The sequence below is a fragment of the Aeromonas sp. FDAARGOS 1405 genome, from assembly GCF_019048265.1.
GTDB classification, from domain to species: Bacteria; Pseudomonadota; Gammaproteobacteria; order Enterobacterales; family Aeromonadaceae; genus Aeromonas; species Aeromonas veronii_A.
In genome coordinates this window covers 2,455,866-2,482,049 of the sequence record NZ_CP077311.1, presented here as the reverse complement: position 1 = coordinate 2,482,049, position 26,184 = coordinate 2,455,866, and the positions used below count along the sequence as shown (strand labels likewise).

The following is a 26,184-nucleotide window of genomic DNA, read 5'->3' as shown; positions in this document are numbered from 1 at the left end:
TAAAAACAACTATCCCAAATAAGGACGTTCTTATGTCGCATCCAGATTTTCGACTCTCTCTGGTCGTTCCCGTTTACAACGAGGAAGAGAGCATCGATGCCTTCATCAACGCGATAGACAACGAACTGGCCCCGCTGAAAGACCAGCTTGAAATTGTATTCGTCAACGATGGCAGCCGTGACCGCACCCGTGAAGTGGTCGAGCAGGCCATCGCCCGTGACCCGCGCGTGACCCTGGTCAACCTGGCACGCAACTTCGGTAAAGAAGCGGCCCTGACCGCCGGTCTGCATCAGGCCAAAGGGGATGCCATCGTGCCGATGGATGTGGATCTGCAAGACCCGCCCGCCCTGATCCTGGAGTTCGTCAAACTGTGGCAGACCGGTGACTATGACACCGTCTACGGCATCCGAGTCGATCGCAGCGCCGATACCCCGATGAAGCGCCTGACTGCCGGTGGCTTCTACCGCTTCTTCAACGCCCTCTCCACCAGCACCAAGCTGCCGGAGAACGCCGGTGACTTCCGCCTGATCGACCGTCGAGTGGTCGAGGCGATCAAGCTGCTGCCGGAGCGCAACCGCTTTATGAAGGGTCTGTTTGCCTGGGCCGGTTTCCGTGCCGTTGGCGTCCCCTACGAGCGCCCGGCCCGTCACGCCGGTGAAACCAAGTTCAACTATTGGAAACTGTGGAACTTCGCCCTCGACGGTCTGCTCAGCTTCTCCAGCTGGCCGCTGCGGGTCTGGAGCTATGTGGGTGTCAGCGTCTCGCTGGTTGCCTTCCTCTATATCCTGAAAATCATCACCCAGGTGATCTTCTTCGGCATCGACGTACCCGGCTATGCCTCACTGATGTCCGTGGTGCTGTTCCTCGGCGGTATCCAACTACTGTCGCTCGGCATCATCGGCGAATACATCGGCCGCATGTTTGTGGAAGTGAAACAGCGCCCGGTCTACCTCATTGAAGGGGTCTATGGCCAGTATGCCAAGCAGGATGCTGGCAAACCGCAGAGCGCTGACAGCAACCTGCAAGAGCAACAGGAGCAAGCACCGCAATGATCTCCCGCGAGGAATTCTGGCGGCTGGTACGTTTCGGTTTTGTCGGCGGGGGGGCTACCCTCGTCGACCTTGGCACCTCCATCGCACTGTTTCATACTTGGCCCACCATCTCGGAGCACCTGGTTACCACGCTGGCTTTTGCCATCGCGTTCTGGTTCTCCTTCTTTGGTCACCGCTACATCACCTTCCAGAAGCAGGGAGCCGCCAGCAAGTTTCTGCTGGTTGCCCTCTTCTCGCTGGCGGTGCGTAACCTGATCCTGAGCGGCCTGCTGTTTGCGGGACTCTCCGGTCTACTGCCGGTGGTCATCGCCACCCTGACCGTTACTGTACTCACCTACATCCTCTCTCGCGTCTGGGTTTTTGCCTGATGAATGACATGACCAATACCGCTTCCCTGCCCGGGGACAGCCTCCCCTATCGCCCGTCACTGCGCATCAGCGGCCGTGACTGGCTGATGATCATTGCCGCCTTCGTGCTGAGCCGCGTTGCCCTCTATGGCATGGGCTATTTCGGTGTCCAGCTCTATGGCACTCCCGGTATCGGGCCACTGCAGGCCTATTGCCAGTTCGACTGCGTCTGGTTCCAGCGCATCATCGAAAACGGCTACGACCTCTACCCGCGCTGGCTGAGCAAGGGCAATGCGGCCAACTGGGCCTTTATGCCGCTCTATCCGATGGTCTCCGGTGCCATCTCCAACCTGTTCAATGTCGAGAGCCTGATCGGCCTCATCATTGTTACCAATATCTCCTTCTTCGCCAGCCTGCCGCTGATGTTGCTGGTGTTGCGTCAGCTCAAGCTGGGGGACGATACCGCCCGCTTCGGCGTCTGGCTGCTCGCCTTCTCCCCCTTCTCCGCCTACTTCGTCTCCGGTTATACCGAGTCGACCTTTATGGCGCTGATGCTGGGGATGTTCCTGTTCGCCTATCGGGAGCAGTGGCTGATGGTGGCCGTGCTGGGGGTCTGTATCTCCGCCACCCGCAACCTGGGGGTGATGATGGTCTTCCCGGTGCTGATCCTGGCGCTGCAAGCCTACGGCTGGCGGGAATTTTTCCGCTTTACCGAGCGCGCCTTCAAGGTGGTGTTCACCCTCTGGATGATCCCCTTTGGCCTGTTTGCCTACATGGTCTACCTCTATCACCTGACCGGCGATGCTTTCGCCTTCAAGCACATTCAGGTGGCGTGGGGTCGCTACATGGACAGCCCGCTGGACTGGTGGCTGAGCGGTTTCGAGCTGGGCGGCCGCAAGGCTTACCTCTCCATCATGGTGATCTTCGGCTGGTGCCTGAACGGTTACCTGTTCAGCCAGAAGCGCTGGGCCGAAGCGACACTGATGTTCATCTGCTGCACCATCCCGCTGATGACCGGCCTCAACGCCATGCCACGCTATATGTTCGGGCTCTACCCGACCCTGCTGGCCATCATTCTGCTGACCCATCGCTGGCCCGCCATCCGCCCTGCTGTGCTATGCATCAGCGGCATGGTTGCCTCCTTCATCGCGGTGGCCTTCGTCAACTTCAAGTTCTTCACCGTCTGATGTGACGACAATGCCTGACACACCAAATGCCGGTCACCTGACCGGCATTTTTTTATGGCCGCTATTTTTATCGACAAAGCATCCCACCACTTCCCCGTCACACTTTCCTCGGCTTGAAAACGTAACCATTTGAACTGATGTCACAAATCGGCGTTTTGCCGATCCAAGGCGCGCTTTGCTGCTCCTAGAATGGGCCCTTGTCCGAACTGCCCTGCTCAAGGAATGGCTTATGCGTCGTGCTCATCACTTATCCCCTCTCTGGCTCGCCCTGCTGGCCGCCCCTCTGTTCATCCAACAGGCGATGGCTGCCCCCGAGGTTCGCCTCTATGTAGATGGTCAGCCGGTGGCGACTCCGATCGCGCTGGACAAGGGTACGGTGGAGCTGATCCATCCCCTTGCCAAGGGGAGCCACCAGATCCGCATCAGCGACGCAGGCAACAGTTGCGGCACCAGCTTTGGCCCGAGTGAGAGCAAGCCACTCTCCTTCGGCACCGCCCAGCCCATGGACAAATGCAGCAAGGATCACAGCTTTACCCTGCGGGTGATGCTGGCCGGGGAGTATCAGTTCACCTTCAACCCGGATATCCCCAGCCTCAAGGTGTTGCGGGCGACCAAGAAGAGCGAGTTCAAGCGCCAGCCACCAGAAGAGCCCTGCATCAGCTGGGATGGCGGCCCGGTCACTGTGTCGCTCAAAGGGGTCTGGCCCGACGGCACCCGACTGAGGGATGCCTACTCAAAACAGGAGGCGGTAGTCAAACAGGGCAAACTGACCCTGACCCCGAGCAAAGAGAGCGGCGGCCTGCTGCTGCTCGAGCCGGTCAAGGCAGCAAAGCCAGCACCGTTCAGCTGGGATCACGCGAGCGTCTATTTTCTGCTGACCGACCGCTTCCACAACGGCGACCCCGCCAACGACAACAGCTTCGGCCGCCAGAAGGATGGACAGGATGAGGTAGCCACCTGGCATGGCGGTGACTTCAAGGGGCTGACCGAGAAGCTCGACTACATCAAGAGCCTCGGCATGAACGCCATCTGGATCACCCCCATGGTGGAGCAGGTTCACGGCTTCATTGGTGGCGGCGAGCAGGGCAATTTCCCCTTCTACGCCTACCACGGCTACTGGGCGCTCGACTTCACCAAGATTGACCCCAACTACGGCGATGAAGAGAGTCTGAAAACCCTGGTGGATGAGGCCCACAAGCGCGGCATGCGGATCATCCTCGACGTGGTGATGAACCACGCCGGTTATGCCACCCTCGCCGATCTGCAAGATCTCGGGCTCACCGAACTGACCCAGAACAGCGGCAAACTGCCGACCGTCTGGAACCAGTGGCGACCGAGCGGCGGCCTTAACTGGCATGGCTACAACCAGTTCATCGACTATCAATCACCCGCGTGGAACAAGTGGTGGAGTGGTGACTGGGTGCGCGCCGGTCTGCCCGGCTACCCGCAGCCCGGCACCGACGATGTCACCGGCTCGGTGGCGGGGCTGCCGGACTTTCTGACCGAATCGGCCAAACCGGTAGGGCTGCCGCCGTTGCTGGCGGCGAAAAAAGATACCCTCGCCAAGGCGCAGCCCGACGCTACCGTGAGTGACTATCTCATCGCCTGGCACACCGACTGGGTGCGCCGCTTTGGTATCGACGGCTTCCGCGCCGACACCGTCAAGCATCTGGAGCCCGAAGTGTGGGCCAAGCTCAAGCAGGCGGGCACCGCTGCGCTCAAGGAGTGGAAGACTGCGAACCCGAGCAAGGCCCTCGACGATCTGCCCTTCTACATGGTGGGCGAGGTGTGGGATCACGGGGTGGCCAAGGATTTCTGGTATCAGAACGGTTTCGATTCCCTGATCAACTTCGACTATCAGCGCGAGTTCGCACTGTCACAGGCCCAGTGCATGGCCAGCGCCGAGCCCACCTATGCCAGCTACGCCAGCCGCATCAATCAGGATCCCGAGTTCAACGTGTTGAGCTACATCAGCTCCCACGACACCAAGCTGTTCTTTGGCGACTATCAGGATGTGCCGCTACAGCGCCGGGTCGCCAACAGCTTTATGCTGCTGCCGGGCGGTATCCAGCTCTACTACGGCGACGAGTCCGGCCGCGGGCTGGCCAAGGATGGCGGGGTGTTCGATCAGGCGCTGCGCTCGGACATGAACTGGCAGGAGCTGGCCAGCGGAGACAAGGCTGAGCTGGTCAAGCACTGGCAGCAACTGGGCCAGTTCCGCGCCGCCCATCCGGCCATTGCGGCAGGCAACCACCAGAAACTCTCGGATGCCCCCTACGCCTTTGTGCGGGAGAAGGGGGATGACAAGGTGGTGGTGGTCTTTGCCGGCCGGCAGAAGTAACCCTTGAGCCACATTGACCTGCAGCAGAGAGGGGAGCCACTGGCTCCCCTCTCTCGTTTATCTATCTGCCAAGGTTCACTGTGACTGGCGCGCCGCCACCGGCCACTGCAACCGCGCCTTGAGCAGGGTCTCCTGCCACAGAGGCCAAGAGAGCAGCACCTGCTGATACGCCCCCGCCTGACCGGGCAACAGGATGCCGTAGCTGGCCAGTCGATAGGCCATCACGGCATAGAAGGCATCGACAATGCCCGCCTCGCCAAAGTAGAAGGGGCCCCGCGCCTGCGACCAGATCTCCTGCAAACGGGCCAGCTCACCGACCGCCTCCACCGGGGGATCGATACGGGTTGGCGCCCCAAGAAAGAAGGGGAGCAGAGAACGGATCTGCCGAAATCCCGCGTGCAACTCGGCGCAGAGGCTGCGAGCCAGTGCCCGCTCGGCCAGCAAAACCGGATAGAGCTGGCGGTCGGGACAGAGCTCGTGAACATATTCGGCGATGGCCAGCGAGTCGTGAACCCGCACGCCATCGTGTTCGAGCCAGGGCACCAGACCGGCCGGTGCCAGCCGCTTGAGCCGCGCCAGCGACTTGGCATCCTCCAGATCGAACACCTGCTCCTGCCACGTCAGCCCGCTCATGGCGAGCACCAGTGCCGCCCGCATCGCCCAGGTGGAGCCGGTGCCCACCGCCAATACCAAGGATCCCATCTGTTGCCTCCTGCATGAGTTGCCTGCGACCGGCCTGTCTGCCCTTGATGGCAAAACATCCGATGGTCGCTTCACATTTGCGCACCGGCGGGTTTGACCCTCTTGGTGAGCGATGCTAGTTTGATTTTTCAAAACAATCAGTTAGCAACAATGTGAGCCATTAACCGAAATATGGACAGCCAATTTACCATCGTCATCGCAGATGACCACCCCCTGTTTCGGGGCGCCCTTTACCAAGCGGTGCACATGGCCATCAACGACGCTCAATTGCTGGAAGCGGACTCCATCGACAGCCTGACCAGCCTGCTCGGCGAGCACCCCGAAGTTGACCTGTTGCTGCTCGATCTCAAGATGCCGGGAGCCAATGGCTTCGAGGGGCTGGCCCACCTGCGCGGCCAGTATCCCGACCTGCCCATCGTGGTGGTCTCCGCCTCAGAAGAGGCGGCCATCATCCAGCAGGTATTGCGGCTCGGGGCGCTCGGCTTTATCCCCAAGTCGGTGCCGATGAAGGAGCTGGTCAACGCCCTCAATACGGTGATCGGGGGGGATAACTGGGTGCCGGAAGGCATCTCGCTCCATCCTGAATCGGAAGACGGCCCCGATTTCGCCAGCAAGCTGGCCAGCCTCACCCCCCAGCAATACAAGGTGCTGATCATGCTGCGCGATGGCAGCCTCAACAAGCAGATCGCCTGGGAGCTCAATGTCTCCGAGGCCACCATCAAGGCCCATATCACCGCCATCTTCAGAAAACTGGGGGTCAAGAACCGCACTCAGGCGGTTATCGCCCTGCAACAGCTCGATATCAAGGAGAGCTGAAACCCGCACGCAGTGACACGCGCGAGACGACATAGCCAGCCATGCTGGCTATTTGTTGCTCGACAATTAGCACGATCGTACTTTATGCTGCCAGCGCCAACGAGGAGAGAAGGATGAGTAAAGGGCGCCTGACCCGGGAAAACATTTTGCAAAACGCCTTTGAGCAGGCTAGCCAGCAAGGGCTGGAGAGCCTGACCATCGGCTCGCTGGCCAGCGCCTGCGAGATGTCGAAAAGCGGCCTGTTTGCCCACTTTCAATCCCGCGACAATCTGCAGATCGCCGTGCTGGAGTACGCCGCCGAGGTGTTCCGGCTGCGGGTGATCCAGCCGGTACGCCAGCAGGAGCACCAGAGCCAGCATGACAAGCTGATCGCCCTGCTGCGGGCCTGGCAGGCGTGGAACCACTGCTTCGCCGGACGCTGCATGTTTCTCGACGCCTGGACCTCGGTGCAGGATGGCCATGAGCAAAAGAGCCAGGTGCAGCAAGCCGCCCGGCAACTGGTGCGCTTCTGGCTCGACTATCTGGCCCGTCAGGTGGTGCAGGGTCAGGCTGCAGGCGAGTGGCGACAGGAGATGGATCCCTGGCGCGCCGTTTACCGCCTCTATGGCCTCTATCTGGCGGATCAGGTGTTCAACGATCTCGAACTGTGTCAGGATCCGGCCCGCCACTTCTGGCCCGAAGTGGACGCTCTGCTCGCCAGCTGGCGCTGATGTTTTGGCATCCGTTCAACACGACTTTTTAAAAACCGATAAAAAGCACGACCGTTCGCACATAAAAACCACAGGATGAACATGAGCAGCAAGATCTACTTCAACACCCGCCGCTTCAGCCCGAGCAAATGGCTGCTGGGGATCGGTACCCGGTTGCACCACAGACTCGCCCCTACCCATGCCAAGCGTACCGCCAGCAAGTTGTTGCTCACCCCCCAGCGCAACCAGCGGGATGACCACGAGCCTGCGGGTCTGGTGAAGCAGGCCGTCCATACCAGCGAAGGGTTATTGATGAGCTATCGGCTCGGTCAGGGGCCACTGTGGCTGCTGATGCACGGCTGGTCCGGCAGCGCTAGCCAGTTCTATCCGCTGATGAGCCATATCGCCGCGCAGGGTTTCACCGCCATTGCCTACGATCATCCGGCCCACGGCCAGAGCGCAGGCAACACTGGCCATCTGCCCCGCTTCGTGCGCGCCTTCGACGAGCTGGCGACCAAGCTGGCCAGCGAAGCAGGTCCGCTGCACGGGATCATCGCCCACAGCATGGGGGGCGCCGTCACCCTCTCCAGCCGTCAGCCGGGTATCGATACCCTGCCGCTGCTGTTGATTTCGCCAGTGCTCGACTATGTGCCCCAACTCTACGGCATGGTGGCGCGCTCCGGCTACTCCATCCGGTTGTTCGATGCGGTGGTCAAGGAGATTGAGCAAGAGTACCAGCACCCCTTGAGCACGGTCGATCCACTGGGTCGCCTCGCTAGTCGCAGCGGCGCGGCGATGATAGTGCACGACGAGGAGGACAGATTTGCTCCGCACGGCGATTCCTTGCGGGCCAGTCAGGATGGTCATACCCGGCTGGTGAGCACCCGGGGTCTGGGCCACGGTCGTATCCTCGCCAGCGCCCCGGTATTCGCCGCCTTCGATCAGCTGGCTCGACCGGAAAATCCTCACCGCGCCCTTTGACATGGGGCCATGAAAAAAACGGGCCAGCGCCCGTTTTTATATTTGATACAGCGCCTTATAGTTAATTTGTCAGTGGGAACATTCTTGTCAGGACACAATAAGGCGCCAGCATATGGCCAGACCCAATACAGCGTTGTTGCTCACCGGTGGCGGTGCTCGCGCCGCCTATCAGGTCGGCGCCCTCAAGGCGATTGCGGAGCTCTACCCGCGCAATCTCGGCATCCCTTTTCCCATCCTGTGCGGCACTTCGGCGGGGGCCATCAACGTCACCGCGCTCGCCTGCTACGCCTCCTGCTTCCATCTGGGGGTGCGCAAGCTGGAGTGGGTCTGGCGGCGCTTCGAGACGCACCACATCTTCGATTTTCACCCGGGGCGCCTGCTGTGGCGGTTGATGTATGAAGGCTCGGCAGGGCTGATAAATCCCCACACCAACCACGCTTTTCAGCTCTTTGATAACGCCCCGCTGCGCCGCCTGCTGGATCAGCTCATCGACTATCACCGCATCGATGACAACATCCTCTACGGCAGTCTGGAGGCGCTGGCCATCACGGCGTCGGATTATGACGACGGTCTCTCGACCACCTTCTTTCAGGGGCGGGCTGACCACCATCCGTGGGAGCGGGCCAGACGGCGCGGGGTGCGCACCGTGCTTACATCTGAGCATCTGCTCGCCTCCTCGGCGCTCCCCTTCGTCTTTCCGGCCACCCGGATCGGCGAGAAGTTCTACGGCGATGGCTCCATCCACCAGCTGAGCCCACTCAGCCCCGCCATCCATCTGGGGGCGGAGCGGATCCTGCTGATCACCCTGGATCCGCCAGCCCACTCGGCGCCGACCCATCATCACGGCCATCTCACCAGCTCCAATATCGCCAGCCATCTGCTCGATACCGTCTTTACCGACACTCTCAACTCTGATTTGGAGCGGCTGTGGCGCATCAACCAGACTCTGGATCTGATCCCTGAGCGGGAGCGCAATCGCCTCAAGCTGAAGCGGGTGGAGACCTGCGTGCTGAAACCGAGTCAGGATCTCGACACCATCGCACTGGCCTACCTGCGCAAACTACCGCTAAAGTTGCGCCGCCTGTTGCGGGTGCTGGGCGTGAAGGGGGATGAGACCAGCAGTCTGGCCAGCTTTTTGATGTTCTATCCGGGTTATTGCCAACAGCTGATCAAGCTGGGCTATCAGGACACCCTGAGGGAGCGGGAGCGGGTCGTCGCCTTCCTCGATATCGAAGGGCTACCAAAAGAGCGGGAGTAAAGGGGGCAGACGATGAGTGCGAGGGTGCTCAGCGCCCCTCCAGCAAACGCTGCTCAGCCTGTTCCATCGCCACCACGGTACCAAACAGGATCAGCCGATCACCGGCCGCCAGCACCAGCTCGGGTCTGGGCTCCAGGCTCTGATCCGCGCGCTGCACCTCCTTGATCCGCACCTCATCAAGCGGCAGCTCGCGCACTTCACGGCCTACCGCCCACGCCTGATCGTGCAGCAACAGCGGATGGAGGCGTTCAAGCAGCTGATCTGCCTCCAGATTGCTGGCACTCTGATCCCCCCAGTAGAAGCCGTGCAGGAAGCGATACTGGTTGCTGCGCTCCAGCTCCATCCGACGGATCACCCGGCCAATTGGGATATCGCAGTTGAGCAGCAGGTGGGAGACCAGCATCAGGGCACCCTCCTGGGATTCGGGAATCACCTCGAAAGCCCCCGCCTGCTTGTACTGCTCCAGAAAGCTGTCATCCCGGGTGCGCACCAGCACCTTGAGATCCCCCGCCAGTTCGCGGATCAGTGCCAGCATCGCCTCAACCCGCTTGCGGTCATCGAAGGTGATGATCACCAGCCGTGCCCGCAACAGCCCGGCAGCCAGCAGAATATCGCGGCGGCTGGCATCGCCGAAGGCCACCTGCTCCCCCGCCAGCTTGGCCTCGCTCACCCGCTCGGGGTCGAGATCGAGGGCCAGAAAGGGGATCTCTTCGATTTTGAGGAAGCGGGCGCAGGTCTGCCCCGCCCGGCCAAACCCGGCGATGATGACATGCTGGTTTTTGCTCAGGCCCGACTGGGCCACCTCGGAGCGGGTCAGCAGCGCCGGATCGGTGAGGCTGCGAGCCAGCGAATGGGCCTGGGTCACCAGCCAGGGGGTCATGGCGATGGAGATGATGCCGATGCCGATCAGCAGGGAGACCAGTTGCTGATCCAGCAGGCCGTGGTGCAACGCCAGCGCCAGCAGCACGAAGCCAAACTCCCCCACCTGACTGAGCATGATGCCGGCGGCCATGCTGTCGCGCTTGCGCTCCCCCATCAGCCGCCCGGCCAGCAGTACCAGCAGGGATTTGCACAGCACCAGCAGCACCACGCAGATCAGCACCTGCCACCAAGCCCGCGCCACCAGCTCCCACTCCATGGCCATGCCGATGGTGATAAAGAAGAGCCCCATCAGCACATCGCGAAAGGGCTTGATGTCTACCTCCAGCTGATGACGGTAGTGAGACTCCCCCAGCATCATCCCCGCCAGAAACGCCCCCAGCGCCATCGACAACCCGAGCGAATGGGTCATGTAGGCAGCCAGCAGCGCCACCAGCAGGGCACTAAGCACGAACAACTCGTCGGAGCGGGCCCGCGCCACCTCGTGAAACAGCAGCGGCAGCAACCACTTGCCGACCGCCAGCAGGGTGAGCAAGGCAAACAACCCCTTGAGGGTGGCCCAGGCGATCTCGGCGGCCAGGGCACTCCCCTGTACTTCAGGCTGGGCGAGGATCGGGATCATCACCAGCAGGGGCACCACCGCCAGATCCTGAAACAGCAGCACGCTCACCCCCAGCTGGGCTCGGCGGGTATGGAGCTGCTTCTGCTCGCCGAGCTGCTTGATCACCACCGCCGTGGAGGAGAGCGCCAGCGTCCCCGCCACCACCAGCGACTGGGCCAAACCCAGCCCCCACCACCAGCCGATGGCAAAAAAGAGCAGCGAGGTGAGCAGCACCTGCAGCACCCCGACCCCCAGCACCAACCGGCGCATCGCCAGCAATTTCGGCAGGGAGAACTCCAGCCCCAGCGAGAACATCAGAAAGACGATCCCGAGCTCGGCAATGGTCTGCATGATCGACTGGCCGGTGATCACCGCCAGCCCGTGGGGGCCGAGCAACACGCCGGCAATCAGGTAGGCGAGGATCACCGGCAAGCCGAGGCGCCGGAAAGTTGCCACCAGCAGCACGGCGGCGAACAGCAGGATCAACAGGTCGGTGTACAAATTTCCCTCTCCTTTTATCGACTTAAGCTTAGTCAGCCGATCTGGCGGGCAGGAAAGATATATTGGGCATGCCAATTGCACGGAGGAGACAGTAGTCAGGTGTTACAGGTGGAAGACCATGGAAAATACGTCGTCACTTAATGGCTTTAGCCATGGCATCGAGCAGTGGGTTCGCCAGATGGAGCGGCTCACGCCGTTGCCCAGCGTTGAACGCAACCAGTTGCTCGAGCAGTTGTTGGGGCAGAGCGATCTCGGCGGTCTGCTGACAACTTTTGCCGATCGTGCGGCAAGAATTGTCAGGATCCACGGTCTCTACCTCGATTGTGGCCAGCCCCATGTGCTGATCCAGCACCCGCCTCTGGCCACCCTCAACCTGCACAACTATCCGTTCGAGCTGCGCGGTCAGCATGGCCAGCTGCTCGGCCAGCTCCACTACGAGCTGGAACATCCGCTGAGCGGCAGCCAGCAACGGGTACTGATGCAATACCATCAGCTGCTCTGCCTGCTGCTGCCCCTCTATCTGCGGCTGGAAAAACTGGATCAGCTGGTCCGGCTCGATCACCTGACCGGCCTTGGCAACCGCTCCTACTTTGACGAGGCCATCGGTCGCGCCATCGAGCAGCACAGCCGCGAGCCCCACGGTCTGGTGCTGGTGCTGCTGGATCTCGATCGCTTCAAGCAGATCAATGACACCTGGGGTCATCCGGTGGGGGATCTGGTGCTGAGCCGTTTTGCCCAGCTGCTCAAGGGGTGTATCCGCAGCACGGATCAAGCCTTCCGGCTCGGGGGAGATGAATTTGCCCTGCTGCTGCAACCGGCCGAACCCGAGGCGTGGCGCCCGGTCTGGCTGCGACTGCAGCATATGTTGATGACCAACAAGGAGCTCAGCACCTTCTCGGTCGGATGCAGCCTTGGCGCCGCCAGCTGGCAATCCGGGGTCGATGTGCCGAGCCTCTACGAGGCGGCCGACAGTCACCTCTACGCCCGCAAAAAAGCCGGCAAGGCCAGCCCTAACGAATAATCCCGAACTCTTCTTTGCTCCGGCACATGCGCGCCATGTGACCGGAGCTTCTTTTTTTGGGGAGTTAACCCCCGATCAAGTCAGGGGAGATCCAGCTCAGGCAGAATGGGGGCTGCACCGCTCTCCTGCCAGTGACAGACCAGCCCGGCCCCCTGCGCCATAAAACCATCGCAGACAAAGAGCCCCACCACCGCCGCCACCTGCTCGCCATAGTAAAGGATGGGGATGCGCCCCCGCTGCCACGAAGGCACGCCATACTCCTGCAGCAGCTTCTTCATCCGCCGACTGCCGCTTCGCCCCACCGGTTTGAGGGGGATCCCGGGCGCCACCTGAAAACGCACCGAGAGCGGCTCATCCGCTCGGGGGGCACGCAGCAGCCCCTCGCAGTGCTCCGCCATGCGCACCACCAGCTCGCCCAACCCGTCCGGCAGGGTCAGCGGCTCACCCACGGTCAGCGGCAATACCTGATGACAGGGTTGCAGGTCAGAGCTCACCAGATAGAGCCGCTCCTGATAACGGCGACAGCTCTGGCGCCCCCAGTTGAGCTGGGGATTGGCATCGCCGCGCGCCAACGCGACCTCCTGCCACAGCCGGGCAAGCTGCTCACGGGATGGCATCTCGCCCCCCTGCCGGCGGATCCAGTAGCGCAGCAGATTGTTGCGCCGGGTGGGTGAAAGGGCGTGCAGCGGACCGATATGGAGCGCCTCCCCCTCGCCCGCCAGCTGCCAGTCACTCTCGGCCAGCTCATCCAGCAGCGCCTCCTGCTCGGCGCACAGGGCCATGCTGCGCGCCGCGGTCTGGGCCATGGCGGGCCAGCGCGCCTTGAGCTGGGGGATAAGCGTCTGGCGCAAAAAGTTGCGGTCATAACTCACGTCCAGATTGCTCTCATCCTCCACCCAGCCAAAGGGGAGGCTCGCCGCCGCCTCTCCCAGCTCGGCGCGACTCATATCGAGCAGCGGGCGCAGCAACAGGCCGCCGGCAAAGGGCTGGCTTGGCAAGATCCCCGCCAGCCCGCGCAGACCGGCGCCGCGCTTGAGGGCCAGCAGCAGGGTTTCCAGCTGATCGTCCTGATGGTGGGCGGTGAGCAGCCACTCCCCCTCCCGCATCCGGGCAGTCAGCCGCTGGTAACGGGCGGTGCGCGCCTGCGCCTCCAGACTCTCGCCATTGCCACGGGCAAGGGTTACCCGCTCGACCAGCAGCTCCACCGCCAATTGCTGACACACGGCTTCACAATGAGCGACCCACTCATCGGCATGGGGACTGAGGCCGTGGTGCACGTGCAGGGCGCGAAGTGGCAGGCTGTGCTCGCGGGCATACTGCGCCGCCAGCACCAGCAGCAGGGTGGAGTCGAGGCCGCCACTGAAGGCCACCAGCAGACCGGTGGAACCTTCCGGCGCTGGCATAGTCAGACAAAAGCGAGAATAAAGATGAGAAATCATAGGCTTCCCCAAAACGGACCGGCCGATCTTAGCAGAGTCGGGCTTATCAAGCTGCAACCCTGCTGCTAGAGTGAGGCTCGCCCGCCCTCTCCACCAGGCTGGCCGCAAGGCGGTCGCACAACCGGTTGGAGCAAGGAAGATGGGCAGGGAAGCAAACAATCGGAATTGGAATCAAACAAGATGAACAATAAGAAAAGCTTACTGGCCGGCCTGATTGGACTGGCCCTGCTGGCTGGCTGCAGTCAGGTACCGCAAGACTCCCCCAAACACTCCGGGCTGGCGCTGGCCAATATGGACACCCAGGTCAAACCCGGCGATGACTTCTTCCGTTACGTCAATGGCAAGTGGCTCGCCACCGCCAAGATCCCCGACGATCGCCCCGCCGATGGCGCTTTCTACATGCTGCGGGACAAATCCCTCGCCGATGTGCGGGTGCTGGTCGAGGGGCTGGCCAAGCAGGAGGCCGCCACCGGCACGCCGACCCAGCAGATCCGCGATCTCTACGCCAGCTATCTGGATCAGGCAGGCCGCGATGCCAAGGGGCTCACCCCGCTGGCACCGGCGCTGGCCGATATCGACCGGATCGGTGATCAGGCCGCGCTGGCCCGCGCCTTTGCCCAAAGTGGCCGCATGGGCGGCGGCGCGCCGTTTGGCATCTGGATCGACGCCGATGCCAAGTCCCCCGACCGCTATGCTGTCTACCTCTATCAAGGTGGACTGGGACTGCCGGATCGGGACTACTACCTCAAGCAGGATCCCGAGAGTCAGGCCCTGCGCCAGAAGTACCAGCAGCATATCGCCGCCATGCTGAGCCGCCTCGGGGAATCTGACCCGAGCGGCAAGGCCAAGCGGATTCTGGCCCTCGAAACCCGGCTCGCCACCATCCAGTGGGACAACGTGGCCCTGCGGGATCGGGAGAAGAACTACAACAAGCGCCCCGCCAGCGAACTGGCACGCCTCGCCCCCCATCTCGACTGGCAGGCTTATCTCAATGCCGCAGGCATTGCTGGCCAGCCGGAGCTCATTATCGGTCAGCCGACCTATCTGAGCGCGCTGGATCAGGTGATGGCCCAGACTCCCATCGCCGACTGGCAGGCCTACCTCAAGTGGCAACTGCTGACCGATTACGCCCCCTATCTCGACAGCGAGACCGACCGCGCCAACTTCGCCTTCTACGGCACCACATTGAGCGGCACGCCCAAGCAGCGGGCCAGCTGGGAGCGGGCGCTCGGGGTGCTGAACGATCATCTGGGTGAAGCGGTCGGCCAGCTCTATGTGGCCCGCTACTTCCCGCCAGCGGCCAAGGAGCGGATGGAGCTGCTGGTGGAGAACCTGCGCACCGCCTACGGCCAGAGCATCAAGGAGCTCGACTGGATGTCGCCCGAGACCAAGGCGCAGGCACTCGAGAAGCTGGCCAAGTTCCGCCCCAAGATCGGCTACCCCGACAAGTGGAAGGATTACAGCGCCATCACCATCAAACCGGATGATCTGGTGGGCAACCTGCAACGCTCGCAAGCCTTTGAATACGCAGACAGTCTGGCGCGCCTCGGCAAACCGGTCGACCGGGACGAGTGGCACATGTCGCCCCAGACGGTGAACGCCTACTACAACCCGAGCAACAACGAGATCGTCTTCCCGGCGGCCATCTTGCAGCCCCCCTTCTTCGACATGACGGCGGATGATGCGGTCAACTACGGCGCCATCGGCGGGGTCATTGGCCACGAGATGGGCCACGGTTTTGATGATCAGGGGGCCAAATCCGACGGTGACGGCATGATGCGCGACTGGTGGACACCGCAAGATCTCAAGGAGTTCCGCTTCCGCACCAGCCGTCTGGTGGCCCAGTACAACCGCTTCGAGCCCATCAACGGCCAGTTCGTCAATGGTCAGTTTACCCTGGGGGAGAACATCGGTGATCTCGGCGGTCTCACCATCGCCCACAAGGCCTACGAGCTGTCACTGGATGGCAAGGAGGCGCCGGTGCTGGACGGCTTCACCGGCGAACAGCGCTTCTTCCTCGGCTGGGCGCAGGTGTGGAAGGGGATGTATCGCCCCGAGCTGATGCAGATGCTGCTGCGCTCCGACCCCCACTCGCCTCCCGAGTACCGGGTCAACGGCGTAGTGCCGAACATTCCCGCCTTCTACGAGGCATTCAACATCCAGCCGGGGGACAAGCTCTATCTGCCACCCCAAAAACGGGTGAAGATCTGGTAATGCACGCCTCTTGTGAGGCATAACAGAGGGGCAGATGCCATGTGTCGGCACCGCCCCATCTCCATACGTTGACGTCAGTGAACGGCCATGCCGCTCACCGCAGTAACAAGAGTAACGCCTATGAAAACCTTGCTGATGACACTCGGTCTGCTCACTCTGCCCTTGACCGGCCAGGCAGCGGAGAGCTTCTTCAAACAGCTGACACTCCCCTCCGGTCAGGTGATCACGGTGGCCGAAGGACGCGGTGAACCCGCTTCCATCGGCAGCTACGATGTGCGCCTCTACTCCGGCGCCAATCCCCAGTTCCCGCTGGATCAGTTCATCGATGGCAAGGTGCTGCCGCGCGATGGCTCCATCAAGGAGCTGAAATTGCTGGATCTCAACGGTGACAAGCAGCCCGAGCTGGTGGTCATCATGGAGAGCGCCGGCAGCGGCAGCTACCTGAGCGCCGACGCTTTTACCATCAGTGCGCAGGAGGGACTCGACACCTTCAACCATGTCGAGGGACTCGGGCCCAAGGAGGATGTGATCGAGGCGCTCAAGGATCCCAAGGATTAAGGCGCGACAGCCCCACATCCTTCAGAAATAGAAAAAGCCCTGACCAGCAGGGCTTTTTTGTATCCAGAATCGGCGACGCTGCTACTCAAGGCGAGTGGCCCGGGTACGCACCAGCGGCAACGCCATTTCGTGCTGGGCCTCCACCAGTTGCAGCTCGTAGGCCCCCGTCAGCCAGGTCCGAGCCAATACCGCATCGACACTGGCGTTGGTGCGCTCGAACGCCACCACCGGAGTGAAACCGGCCAGCAGATTGGCCAGCATGGTGGCACTCAGCAGATCCCCGACCCCGATGGGGTGGCGGGCAAAGGGGTAGAGCGGACGCGAGAGGTGAAACGCCCCCTCCTCGCACACCAGCAGCATCTCGAAGCGGTCCATAGCAAAGCCGGCCTTGCCCAGATGTTTCACCAGCACCATCTTGACTCCCTGCGCGCGCAGCTGCTGGCACGCCGCCAGCGCCTGCGAGACATTGCCGATGTCGCGATCGGTCAGCTGTTCCAGCTCCAGCAGGTTGGGGGCCAGCAGATCGGCACGGGGCAAGGCCCGCTCCCGGAAAAAGTCGGTGACGCCGGGCGCCACTATGCACCCCTTGTCCGGGTGACCCATTACGGGATCGCAGAAGTAGAGGGCGCCGGGATTGCATGCCTTGAGCCGGGCCACCGCCGCCAGGATTTCCTCCCCCTGCTCGGCCGAGCCGAGATAGCCGCTGAGCAGCGCATCGCACCGGGCCAGCACGCCAATCTCCGCCAGCCCATCCACCAGCTGGGCGATATGGCCCGCCGGCATCACCATCCCCTGCCACCCCTCACTGTACTGGGTGTGGTTGGAGAACTGCACCGTGTTCATCGGCCACACCTCGATCCCGAGGCGACGCATGGGAAAAACGGCGGCGCTGTTGCCGGCACAGCCAAAGACTACGTGGGATTGAATGGAGAGCACTCGCTTCATGGTTGGCGACTCACGCAATAAGAACAGGAATTCCGGAGGGAAAAACGGGCCTTGCGGCCCGTTGTTGTCACTTTCGACTGTTGTCACTGTCGATTAACGCAGCACCTTGACGGTGTAGCTGCCATCGGCCTGACGATAGAGGCCGTGGATGTCGGTCTCGAAGCCCGGGTAGTGGGCGCCGATCTCGCACAGCATCTCGAGGAACTCGAGCACCGGCAGAGAATCCTTGGTCACCATCTCGCCCGGCAGAACCAGCGGTACTCCCGGCGGGTACGGCAGGATCATGTTGGCGCTGATGCGGTCAACCATGTCACGCAGCGGCACTTCCACCACGTTGCCGGCCAGCTCTTGCTGCCATGCGGCGTGCGGAGTCATCTTCATCTCCGGCAGTACGTCGAACGCCTTGAACATCAGCTCCGGCAGACGGTACTTGCTGGTCAGCTCGTGAATGCGCTGCGCCAGCTCCTGAATGCGCATCCCTTCGTAGAAGCTCGGGTCTTCACGATAGAGGCTCGGCAGGATGCTCTTGATGGTCAGGTTCAGATCGTAACCACGCTTGAACTCGGTCAGGGCACGCAGCAGCTGCATCGCCTTGGACTGATCGATACCGATGGAGAAGAGGAACAGCATGTTGTAGGGGCCGGTCTTCTCGACCACGATGCCGCGCTCGTCCAGGAACTTGGAGACCAGAGAGGCAGGGATGCCCTTCTCCAGCAGCTGGCCGTCACGACCCATACCCGGAGTCAGCAGAGTGACCTTGATGGGATCCAGGTACATGTGGTTGTCATCGATGTCCTTGAAGCCGTGCCAGTCATCTTTCGGATCCAGCTTCCAGCACTCGACGGTGTCGATGTTGTCCGGCTGCCATACGTCGAAGAACCAGCCTTCACTCTGATCACGCAGACGCTTGATCTCTTTGCGGAAGGAGATGGCGCGATCGATGGAGTCCTTGATCAGACGCTTGCCGGTGTTGCCACGCATCATGGCAGCAGAGATCTCGGTCGATGCCACTATGCCGTACTGCGGCGAGGTGGAGGTGTGCATCATGAAGGCTTCGTTGAAGGTCTCTTCCTCCACGTCACCCTTGATGTGGATCATCGAGGCCTGGGAGAAGGCTGCCAGCAGCTTGTGGGTGGACTGGGTTTCGTAGAACACCTTGCCCGGCATCGCTTCGCCGCTCATGCCGCACTTGCCTTCATAGATCGGGCTGAAGTTGGTGTAAGGCACCCAGGCACTGTCGAAGTGGATGTAAGGGGTATCCAGACTCTCCTTGATGAAGCCGGTGTTGTAGAGCAGGCCATCATAGGTGGAGTTGGTGACGACGGCGTAACGGGGAGCCAGGGCACCCGGTGTCGCGGCAACCTTGGCAGCGATGGTCTCGCGGCTGAATTCGCTCTGCGGGATACCACCCAGAATGCCGTAGGCGTTGCGGGTCGGACGGAAGTAGATCGGCGTCACGTCGTTCATCATCATCAGGTGAGTGAGCGACTTGTGGCAGTTGCGGTCAACCAGCACTGTGCTGCCGGCCGGCGCTGAGTACATGCCGACGATCTTGTTGGCAGTGGAGGTGCCGTTGGTAACGATGTAGGAGCGATCGGCGTTGAAGGTACGGGCGATGTACTCTTCGGCTTCCTTGTGCGGACCTGAGTGATCCAGCAGGGAGCCCAGCTCCGGCATGGAGATGGAGACGTCAGCCTTGAACGCGTTCGGGCCGTAGAAGTCATAGAAGATGCTGCCGGCCGGGCTCATCTGGAAGGCGGTACCGCCCATGTGACCCGGAGTACAGAAGGTGTATTTACCCTCTTCCACGTACTTGAACAGCGCCTTGGTGAACGGCGGCAGGATGGCGTCCTGATACTCCTGAGTGGCCTGACCCATCTTGAGGGCGATGTCGTCAGCCATGCCGAGACGGTACTCGAAGAAGTGGACGTTCAGACGCAGGTCGGTCAGGTGAATGTCCAGGGTGGACTGGTCGTTGGCAAAGGCGAAAATCGGCAGCTTCTCGTTGCGATCGTGGATCTCCTTGCACAGACCCAGAGAGTATTTGTCCCAGTCGAAGATGGCGCCGCAAACGCGGGGGTTCTTCTCAATCAGTTTCAGCAGGTCGGCGACGTCGACCGGATAAACAACCTCGAAACCCTTGCGCTCGAGGGAGGCTTGTAGCTGGCGAATGGGTTCTTCTTTAAAGAAAACGCCCAGGTGGTTGAGGATGGCAATGATATTCATCGTAATGCTCCACACGTAATGGGGCGCTCTCCATCAGGGATGGTGAGTGAAGAGCGCTCGGAAGATAAAAGGGGGAATCAGTTGCTGGGTTGTTCGTTCAGCAGGGCGTCGTGCTGACGCAGACCCTGTTTTTTGGCGTAGAACATCAGGATGATGAGCGACACCACGAAGGTAGCGGTGAGGTTGGAACCCTTGGCACCCATCAGGGCTACCAGACAGAAGACGCAGGCCACACCGGAGAAGATCATCGCGCCGATGCTGCGGGAGGTCATGCCCTCGAAGCGGATCAGGTTAATGCTGGAGTAGAAGTAGGGCAGCATGGTCAGCAGCACCGCATCTGTGGTCAGCACGTTGAAGAGATCGGCAGCGTGAGCGGATTGGGATGTGAAGGCGGTCAGGCCAACCATCAGGGCAGTCATCTTGAGGGAGCCCAGGATCAGACCCTTCTTGGCTACGCCGTTCTTGTCCACTTCGCCATAGATTTTCGGGAAGTTGCCGTCGTTGGCGGCACGCTTGCCCGCCTCGCCTACCAGCATCATCCAGGAACCGAGCGAGGTGAAGCAGGCCAAAGCGGTGAAGGCAGAAACAAACGGCGCAGACCAGCTACCGAAGATGGCGGAAGAGGCCATGGCAAACGGGGCGCCGGAGGCAGCCACTTCACCGGCCGGGAACATGCCGCTGATCACCTGGGTAGAGAGGATGTAGATAACACCGGCGATACCGGTACCCAGCATGGTAGCGAGCGGTACGGTGCGCTTGGGGTTCTTCACCATGCCGGAAGAGACGGCGGCAGATTCAACACCGACGAAGGACCAGAGGCAGATCAGCACGGCGCTGATGACCGCATGCAGGTCGCTGCCGCTGGTAGTATTCCAGTTCTGGCTGTAGACGGTGGCATCAAAATGACCCCAGCCCATCACCGCAGTACCGACAACCGGCAGCAGGATCAGCACCAGACCCAGGGTACAGAGTCGGCTCACCCAGCTACCGCCAAGCAGGTTGACGAAGGTGAAGATCCAGACGGCAGCGATAGTGGCTGCGGCGGCCGGAATTGGGCTGTTGAGAATGGGGAAGAAGACCGAGAGGTAGGAGACGCCGGTAATGGCGATGGCCAGGTTACCGATCCAGTTGGCGTGGTAATAAAGCACACCGGTCTGGAAACCGAACACCGGAGAGATCTCGCCAGCGTAAGCAATGGGGCCACCCTCTTGCGGGTTCTTGGTAGCAAGGCGGGCGAAGACGAAGGCGAGGCCCATGGCGCCTACCAGACAGATTGCCCAGCTAAAGACAGAGATGGATCCGATGGTGGCCAGTGCCGAAGGCAGCAGCGCGATGCCACTCCCCATCATGTTGCCGGCCACCACACCTGTACAGGCGATAAGGCCAATCTTCTTGCTCGTATCTAGGGACATAAGATCTCCGGTTCTATAAAAGGTCGGGTCGTCACATACACATTTGGCGGAACGCCCCGCCAAAGAATGGGCACAGACTAGGCCTCTCATCCCCGGAAAACATAAAGACCAGCTAACGGATAAAAATATGAGCCAACTTTTTTCGCTGTCTCATTATTTTTGATAAAAACCATTTAAAAACAGTCAGTTGACATCAACCCACACCGCCGCCTTGATAAAACCTTGATATCCTTCCGCCCCATTTTTGCCCCTTGATAACCCCCTTATCTCGCCGTCTTGATATTTTTGGCCAGATAAACCCGAGATAAAGCAGCTCCCATTGCGCCCACTCCCCTTGTAACCATCTAGCAGCCCTTTGGAGTGTTACCCTGAGTGGCCGCTCACCTCCTGCTTGACCCTCCGCTCGGCTCATCACAATCCAAACTCAGAGGTAAAGCGCAACGGCGATAACCGGTCAGCAATGAGAAATGGGTCGAGACAGACAGCTTATCCCGCAACCGACAATGAGCAGATGTCACAAGCTGCGCGCGGCGCAAAGCCGGGCAGAATGCCGCGTGCAAGACAAAGGCAAATGGGGATAGTGGGGAGCTGCGGGGGGATAAATCGGGCCGCACCATAGCGACTATCCCCGGTGGCAAACAAGCAGGATTGAAACAAGCAGAAACCGCACAGGCCGCCCGAAGGCAGCCTGTGGATGGTGTCGGCAACCGCGCCGACCGGGGGAAAACCAACACTGCGGAGTTAGAAGAGCTTCACCTTGCTCTGGCCCAGCGCATTGAACAGAGCCGGGGTGAGGCTCTCCATATTGCTGTAGAAACCGAGCTGCTGGCAGAGCAGATAGGTCTGCTCGGTCGCCTCCATCAGGAAGGCCTGACTGTAGGCATCACCCGCCGCCTCGGGGCGACCGTCCAGCTCCGCCAGCTTGCCCTGCAGTATGTAATAGAGCACCGAGCGGCCGCGACTCGCCGCCTTCTCCAGCAGATAGTTGGCCTGCTGTTGCTGGCCATTGAGGATCGCCTGCAGGGTCAACGCCTCCCACACCCGGGCTGGCAGGGCGCCGCTGTTTTGCACCACGCTGGCGAGATGAGTGCCAATCCCCTGCAGCCGCTCGCTCTCGGATTTGCCCGCCAGGGTGGCCAGCGCCTCGCCCGCCAGATAGCGCTCCGCCAGCAGCAGCGGCTGATCCGGATGGGCAATCAGCGCCTGCTCCAGCAGATCGATGCCGCGCTTGAGGGCGACCGGATCCCGGCTGTTGATGTAGTACTGCGCCTCCATCATCGCCATCAGGGAGGCATCATCGGTCGGCCAGCCCATCCCCGGCTCGGCATCGGGCTGGTCGAGGGCACGCAGCAGATCCTGGCTGCTGGCCTGCAACACGCCGTGCACACTGTGGCGACTGAGCTGGTACTGATGGCTGAACAGCACCCGGTTGGTATTGATATTGCGATACTCCAGATCGAGATAGGTGCCACGGGGCTGGCGGGTGACCCGCACACTCAGCTCCTTGCCGGGCATGATGCCCCCCATCAGAGTGGTGGCGCCGTACTGCACCCGCAGCGGCGCAGCCACGGCCACTTCCCCCATCAGGGCGCGGGTAATGCCATCGGCGAGGCGCACGTTCTCGTTGTTGTCATCCATGCCGGAGTGAAAGCGGAACACCAGCAGGTTGGGATCCAGCATGGCGTGTACCTGGGGGCTGGTGTGCTGGTAGCTGAGCATGCTGACAATGGCGATCAGCACGATGGCAACGAAGATATCGAAACTCACCATCTTCCAGCGGCTGCGGGCATCCTTGGCATGGGTGGAGATGGCGCGGGTCAGGGGCCCGGCGGGAAAAGGGGCGACATTGGGCTGTGCATCATCATCCTGCTCAGCCGCGGGTGGGCTCAGATCGGAGAGCGTCGAGTTGTCGGAGAGAGCGGTATTGACTGCGGGCACGGGTTGCTCGTCCGCCATCACCACGGAAACCACCTGCAGCGGCCGCACCGGTGCCACCAGCTTGTAGCCGCGCTTGGGTACGGTGACGATATAGTCGGTCGCATCGGTGCGACCATCTTTGAGGATCTTGCGCAGTTCGAAGATGGACTGGGTCACTACCTGATCGGTCACCTCGGCGCCATCCCACACCTCGTTGATCAGGGCATCGCGGCCAAACACGGTGCCGGCATTGTGGGCCAGAAACCGCAACAGATTGACCAGTCTGGGTTCGAGGTAGACCTCGCGGTCGGGGCGACACAACATGTTGTCGTCAACGCTCAGGGTCCAGTCGTGGATCTCAAAAACCGATTCGCTCATGATTCACTCGCTGCAGATGGAGACAATGCACGATGAGAGAGACGCAAAACCCGGACTGACTGAACGGAACAGGATGCTGTCACGAGGTGACAGATGAAAGAGAACCGAAGCAATAAAATCTCTGTGAGCCAGTCTGGCCAGGCCATCCTGCTAGCGTCTGAAGGGCATCCTTGCGGGCATTCCGACTAACGGGATCGGAAAAAGCACTTTAAGCAAAACGGGAGCTGGATCCCACTTTTTTTGGCTATAAATCGCCGTTGAGTTGATCCGACACCGCACTTTTCGGCAAATAGCGTGCCAACCAGTATTCATATGAACATCCCATATGCCGGAATCAAAAAGCCCTGAACATCAGGGCTTTCTCATTTCTTCGACCATCGGGGAGACGTTACTTCGCTACCGGGAGCGCATCCTGCTGACGACTGCGGCGCAGATGACGCCGCCACAACGAGAAGCCGCCGTAGCCAAGACTCAGCGCCACCGCATAGAGCACCTGAGTGGCGAGCGCCACCAGCACCAGAGCACAGAGCAGCACGCTCACCCCCGCCAGCCCCTTGCCCACACCGCCAAGCAGACGCCAGCCCGCCGCCATGCAGAGCAGGTAGACCAGCACGAAGTTGCCGTTGGCGTAGCGGATCAGCTCATCGAGCGGCAGTCGCAGCCAGATGATCAGGGTGATGCAGAGCAGACAGATAGCGAGCACCAGACCGAGTGCCCGCAGCGGCGCGCCGCGCGCGGTGAGTACGGCCAGCGAGGGGGGCAGCTTGCCTTCCCGCGCCATGCTCCAGATCAGCCGGGCAAAGCCCTGAATGTAGATATTGATGCTGGCAAAGCAGGAGAGATAACCGAGCACCGCCACCAGCCACTTGGCGGTGGGGCCAAACAGCAGCGCCAGCAGGGAGGGGATGGCGGTGGCGTTTTTCGCCTCATCGCCGTAGAGGCCATATTTGAGCACCACCAGCGAGTGGATCCAGTAGATAAGCCCCGCCAGCAGCACCCCGCCGAGCAGAGCGATGGGGTAGTCCCGCTCCGGCCGCTTGAACTCCTCCCCCATATGGGCGAAGGCTTCCAGCCCGACAAAACACCAGAACATCACCGCCAGCGCGGTGGCCATAGGGGGCCACTCGTCCGCGCTAGGCAATGGCCGGGCTGCATCGCGCCAGCTCACCTCCCCCTTGAACCAGATAAGCAGGGTCAGCCCCAAAATGGCGAGCGCAATCAGCAGTTGCAGGTTGCCGGAAGATCGCGCCCCACGCAGCCCCAGCAGAAAGACCCCGAGCAGGGTCAGCAGCTGGATGGCCCAGAGGGTCCACTCCCCCATCTCGAACAGGGCGTGCCAGAAGCCGGCGGCAATCATCAGGGCGGCAGGCAGCCCCACCGGCAGCACCGCCAGAAAGAGGAAGGCGGAGAAGCGCTCGGCGCCGTTGCCAAAGGCTAGGCCAATCAGGTGCGGCGCGCCGCCCGCATGGGGATAGCGACGGCCGAGGCGAGCGAAGGTAAAGGCGATGGGCAGCACCAGCGCAATCAGCAGCAACCAGGCCCAGAGCGAGGCCCCGCCCGCCAGCGAGGCGGCGGTCGCCGGTACCACGAAGATCCCGGTGCCAAGCAGCGAGGTGGCGAGCAGCCCCATCCCCTGCCAGAGCCCGAGATCCTTTTTCAACCCAGACATATCCTTTTGTCCTGACTAAAAAAACATCCCGCCATGTTAGGCCTGCCCCGCCCTTTTGTTAAGTACGATGGTTAAGCACTGTGGCGAGAATATGCAGCCTTTTATTCAGGCTCGGACTCAGCTTGCAGGGATTCGGCCAGAAAATCCCCCAGCAGGGTGATTTTGAGCACCTGCCGCCGCGCCGCCGGATAGATGAAGTAGAGGTTCTTGGCCGGGCTCTGATAGCGACCAAGCAGCGGCAGCAAACGCCCCGCAGCGATATGCTCACGCACCTGTTCGGCTGGCTGCAAGGTGATGCCAGCCCCCGAGAGCGCAGCCGTCAACAAGGCTGGCCAGTGATTGATGCGCAGGCGCGAGGCGACCCGCACCTCCTCGCTCTGGCCATCCTCCCCGACAAACTGCCAACGCTCGTGCTCGCCCCAGTTGCCGTGCAGGCACTGGTGGTGAGCGAGATCGGCCGGATGACGGGGCACGCCGTGGTGATTGAGGTAGTCGGGGGCCGCGCAGAGGCGGTAGTGCTGGGTCAGCAGCGGACGGGCAATCAGCGCCTCATCCTGCGGGCGCAGGGTACGGATGGCGGCATCGAACCCCTCCTCCACCAGATCGACCCAGCGGGGGGTGAGCTGCAGATCCAGATCCAGCTTGGGGTAGCGGTCGAGAAAAGCGGGCAGCAGCGGCACCAGCCGGTGGTGGCCAAAGCTGAGGGGAGCGGCGATGCGCAGCCGTCCGGCCGGCTCGGCCAGCAGGTTCTGGGTGAGCGACTCGGTCAGTGCCAGCTCCTCCAGCACCCGCTGGCAGCGAGCGAGAAAGAGCTGGCCCAGCTCGGTCAGGGTCTGCTGGCGGGTGGTCTTGTGAAACAGCTTGCCCCCCAGCCACTGCTCCAGCCCCAACACATGCTTACCCACCATCTGGGCGCTGATCCCCTCTTCGCTCGCCACCGCGCTGTAGGAGCCGAGATCCACCACCCGGGTGAAGATACGCATGCTGGTCAATCGGTCCACAACCCCTCCTTTTTGCCCGTTTCAAGGCCGTTTGGCCCGCGACCAGGGCC

At 61.5% G+C, this 26,184-nt stretch carries 20 protein-coding genes; 11 read left to right on the top strand and 9 right to left on the bottom strand.

From position 1 onward, the window contains the following. The first annotated feature begins 32 nt into the window (after positions 1 to 32). The 4 genes from I6L35_RS11745 (at position 33) to I6L35_RS11730 (ending at position 4,927) form a co-directional block, all read left to right on the top strand. Positions 33 to 1,052, top strand: coding sequence for a glycosyltransferase family 2 protein (locus I6L35_RS11745; RefSeq protein WP_216978241.1), 1,020 nt, complete (start codon positions 33 to 35; stop codon positions 1,050 to 1,052). Further along, the gene (locus I6L35_RS11740; protein WP_216978240.1) at positions 1,049 to 1,420 is read left to right on the top strand and encodes a GtrA family protein; all 372 of its coding nucleotides are present in this window, start codon (positions 1,049 to 1,051) and stop codon (positions 1,418 to 1,420) included. Before I6L35_RS11745 ends, I6L35_RS11740 begins: the two co-directional genes overlap by 4 nt. Then, a complete protein-coding gene (locus I6L35_RS11735) occupies positions 1,420 to 2,586 on the top strand; it encodes a hypothetical protein (protein ID WP_216978239.1) in 1,167 nt (388 codons plus the stop codon). The genes I6L35_RS11740 and I6L35_RS11735 overlap by 1 nt, the downstream gene beginning before the upstream one ends. A gap of 229 nt (positions 2,587 to 2,815) precedes the next feature. Then, a complete protein-coding gene (locus I6L35_RS11730; RefSeq protein ID WP_216978238.1) occupies positions 2,816 to 4,927 on the top strand; it encodes an alpha-amylase in 2,112 nt (703 codons plus the stop codon). A gap of 75 nt (positions 4,928 to 5,002) precedes the next feature. Here I6L35_RS11730 and I6L35_RS11725 read toward each other — a convergent pair whose 3' ends face one another. Then, complete coding sequence (locus I6L35_RS11725) at positions 5,003 to 5,629, bottom strand: glutathione S-transferase (RefSeq protein ID WP_216978237.1); 627 nt, start codon at positions 5,627 to 5,629, stop codon at positions 5,003 to 5,005. A gap of 171 nt (positions 5,630 to 5,800) precedes the next feature. Here I6L35_RS11725 and I6L35_RS11720 point away from each other — a divergent pair, with 171 nt between their 5' ends. The 4 genes from I6L35_RS11720 (at position 5,801) to I6L35_RS11705 (ending at position 9,373) form a co-directional block, all read left to right on the top strand. Continuing rightward, positions 5,801 to 6,445 (top strand): response regulator transcription factor, encoded by a 645-nt coding sequence (locus I6L35_RS11720; RefSeq protein ID WP_201937267.1) that lies wholly within the window; start codon positions 5,801 to 5,803, stop codon positions 6,443 to 6,445. A 113-nt stretch (positions 6,446 to 6,558) separates the two neighbouring features. Beyond that, complete coding sequence (locus tag I6L35_RS11715) at positions 6,559 to 7,155, top strand: TetR/AcrR family transcriptional regulator (protein WP_216978236.1); 597 nt, start codon at positions 6,559 to 6,561, stop codon at positions 7,153 to 7,155. Positions 7,156 to 7,236: 81 nt separating this feature from the next. Next, entirely contained in the window at positions 7,237 to 8,115 is an 879-nt protein-coding gene (locus I6L35_RS11710; protein ID WP_216978235.1) for an alpha/beta hydrolase, read from the top strand. A gap of 112 nt (positions 8,116 to 8,227) precedes the next feature. Further along, the gene (locus I6L35_RS11705) at positions 8,228 to 9,373 is read left to right on the top strand and encodes a patatin-like phospholipase family protein (protein ID WP_158111224.1); all 1,146 of its coding nucleotides are present in this window, start codon (positions 8,228 to 8,230) and stop codon (positions 9,371 to 9,373) included. 28 nt (positions 9,374 to 9,401) lie between these two features. Here the strand turns inward: I6L35_RS11705 and I6L35_RS11700 are convergent, their stop codons facing one another. Continuing rightward, positions 9,402 to 11,354, bottom strand: a complete 1,953-nt coding sequence (locus tag I6L35_RS11700; protein ID WP_216978234.1) for a monovalent cation:proton antiporter family protein — start codon at positions 11,352 to 11,354, stop codon at positions 9,402 to 9,404. A gap of 118 nt (positions 11,355 to 11,472) precedes the next feature. Here I6L35_RS11700 and I6L35_RS11695 point away from each other — a divergent pair, with 118 nt between their 5' ends. Beyond that, positions 11,473 to 12,375: a GGDEF domain-containing protein gene (locus I6L35_RS11695; RefSeq protein ID WP_005347848.1), complete on the top strand. Its 903-nt coding sequence runs from the start codon at positions 11,473 to 11,475 to the stop codon at positions 12,373 to 12,375. A gap of 80 nt (positions 12,376 to 12,455) precedes the next feature. Here the strand turns inward: I6L35_RS11695 and tilS are convergent, their stop codons facing one another. Next, positions 12,456 to 13,814, bottom strand: a complete 1,359-nt coding sequence (gene tilS, locus I6L35_RS11690; RefSeq protein WP_216978233.1) for a tRNA lysidine(34) synthetase TilS — start codon at positions 13,812 to 13,814, stop codon at positions 12,456 to 12,458. Positions 13,815 to 13,994: 180 nt separating this feature from the next. Between tilS and I6L35_RS11685 the strand changes: the two genes are divergently transcribed. Both I6L35_RS11685 and I6L35_RS11680 read left to right on the top strand, forming a co-directional pair. Next, positions 13,995 to 16,028, top strand: a complete 2,034-nt coding sequence (locus tag I6L35_RS11685; RefSeq protein ID WP_216978232.1) for a M13 family metallopeptidase — start codon at positions 13,995 to 13,997, stop codon at positions 16,026 to 16,028. Positions 16,029 to 16,148: 120 nt separating this feature from the next. Continuing rightward, the gene (locus I6L35_RS11680; RefSeq protein ID WP_005347855.1) at positions 16,149 to 16,586 is read left to right on the top strand and encodes a PliI family lysozyme inhibitor of I-type lysozyme; all 438 of its coding nucleotides are present in this window, start codon (positions 16,149 to 16,151) and stop codon (positions 16,584 to 16,586) included. A gap of 81 nt (positions 16,587 to 16,667) precedes the next feature. Here the strand turns inward: I6L35_RS11680 and pdxY are convergent, their stop codons facing one another. From pdxY to I6L35_RS11650, 6 genes are all read right to left on the bottom strand, one after another. After that, positions 16,668 to 17,531: a pyridoxal kinase PdxY gene (gene pdxY / locus I6L35_RS11675; RefSeq protein WP_216978231.1), complete on the bottom strand. Its 864-nt coding sequence runs from the start codon at positions 17,529 to 17,531 to the stop codon at positions 16,668 to 16,670. Positions 17,532 to 17,624: 93 nt separating this feature from the next. Next, positions 17,625 to 19,757, bottom strand: a complete 2,133-nt coding sequence (locus I6L35_RS11670) for a lysine decarboxylase CadA (protein ID WP_216978230.1) — start codon at positions 19,755 to 19,757, stop codon at positions 17,625 to 17,627. 77 nt (positions 19,758 to 19,834) lie between these two features. Then, positions 19,835 to 21,169, bottom strand: coding sequence for a cadaverine/lysine antiporter (gene cadB / locus I6L35_RS11665; RefSeq protein WP_005347861.1), 1,335 nt, complete (start codon positions 21,167 to 21,169; stop codon positions 19,835 to 19,837). A 741-nt stretch (positions 21,170 to 21,910) separates the two neighbouring features. After that, positions 21,911 to 23,464, bottom strand: a complete 1,554-nt coding sequence (gene cadC, locus I6L35_RS11660; protein ID WP_216978229.1) for a lysine decarboxylation/transport transcriptional activator CadC — start codon at positions 23,462 to 23,464, stop codon at positions 21,911 to 21,913. 388 nt (positions 23,465 to 23,852) lie between these two features. Next, entirely contained in the window at positions 23,853 to 25,133 is a 1,281-nt protein-coding gene (yjeH, locus tag I6L35_RS11655; protein WP_216978228.1) for an L-methionine/branched-chain amino acid transporter, read from the bottom strand. A gap of 101 nt (positions 25,134 to 25,234) precedes the next feature. Then, the gene (locus I6L35_RS11650) at positions 25,235 to 26,134 is read right to left on the bottom strand and encodes a LysR family transcriptional regulator (protein WP_216978227.1); all 900 of its coding nucleotides are present in this window, start codon (positions 26,132 to 26,134) and stop codon (positions 25,235 to 25,237) included. Positions 26,135 to 26,184 lie beyond the last annotated feature (50 nt).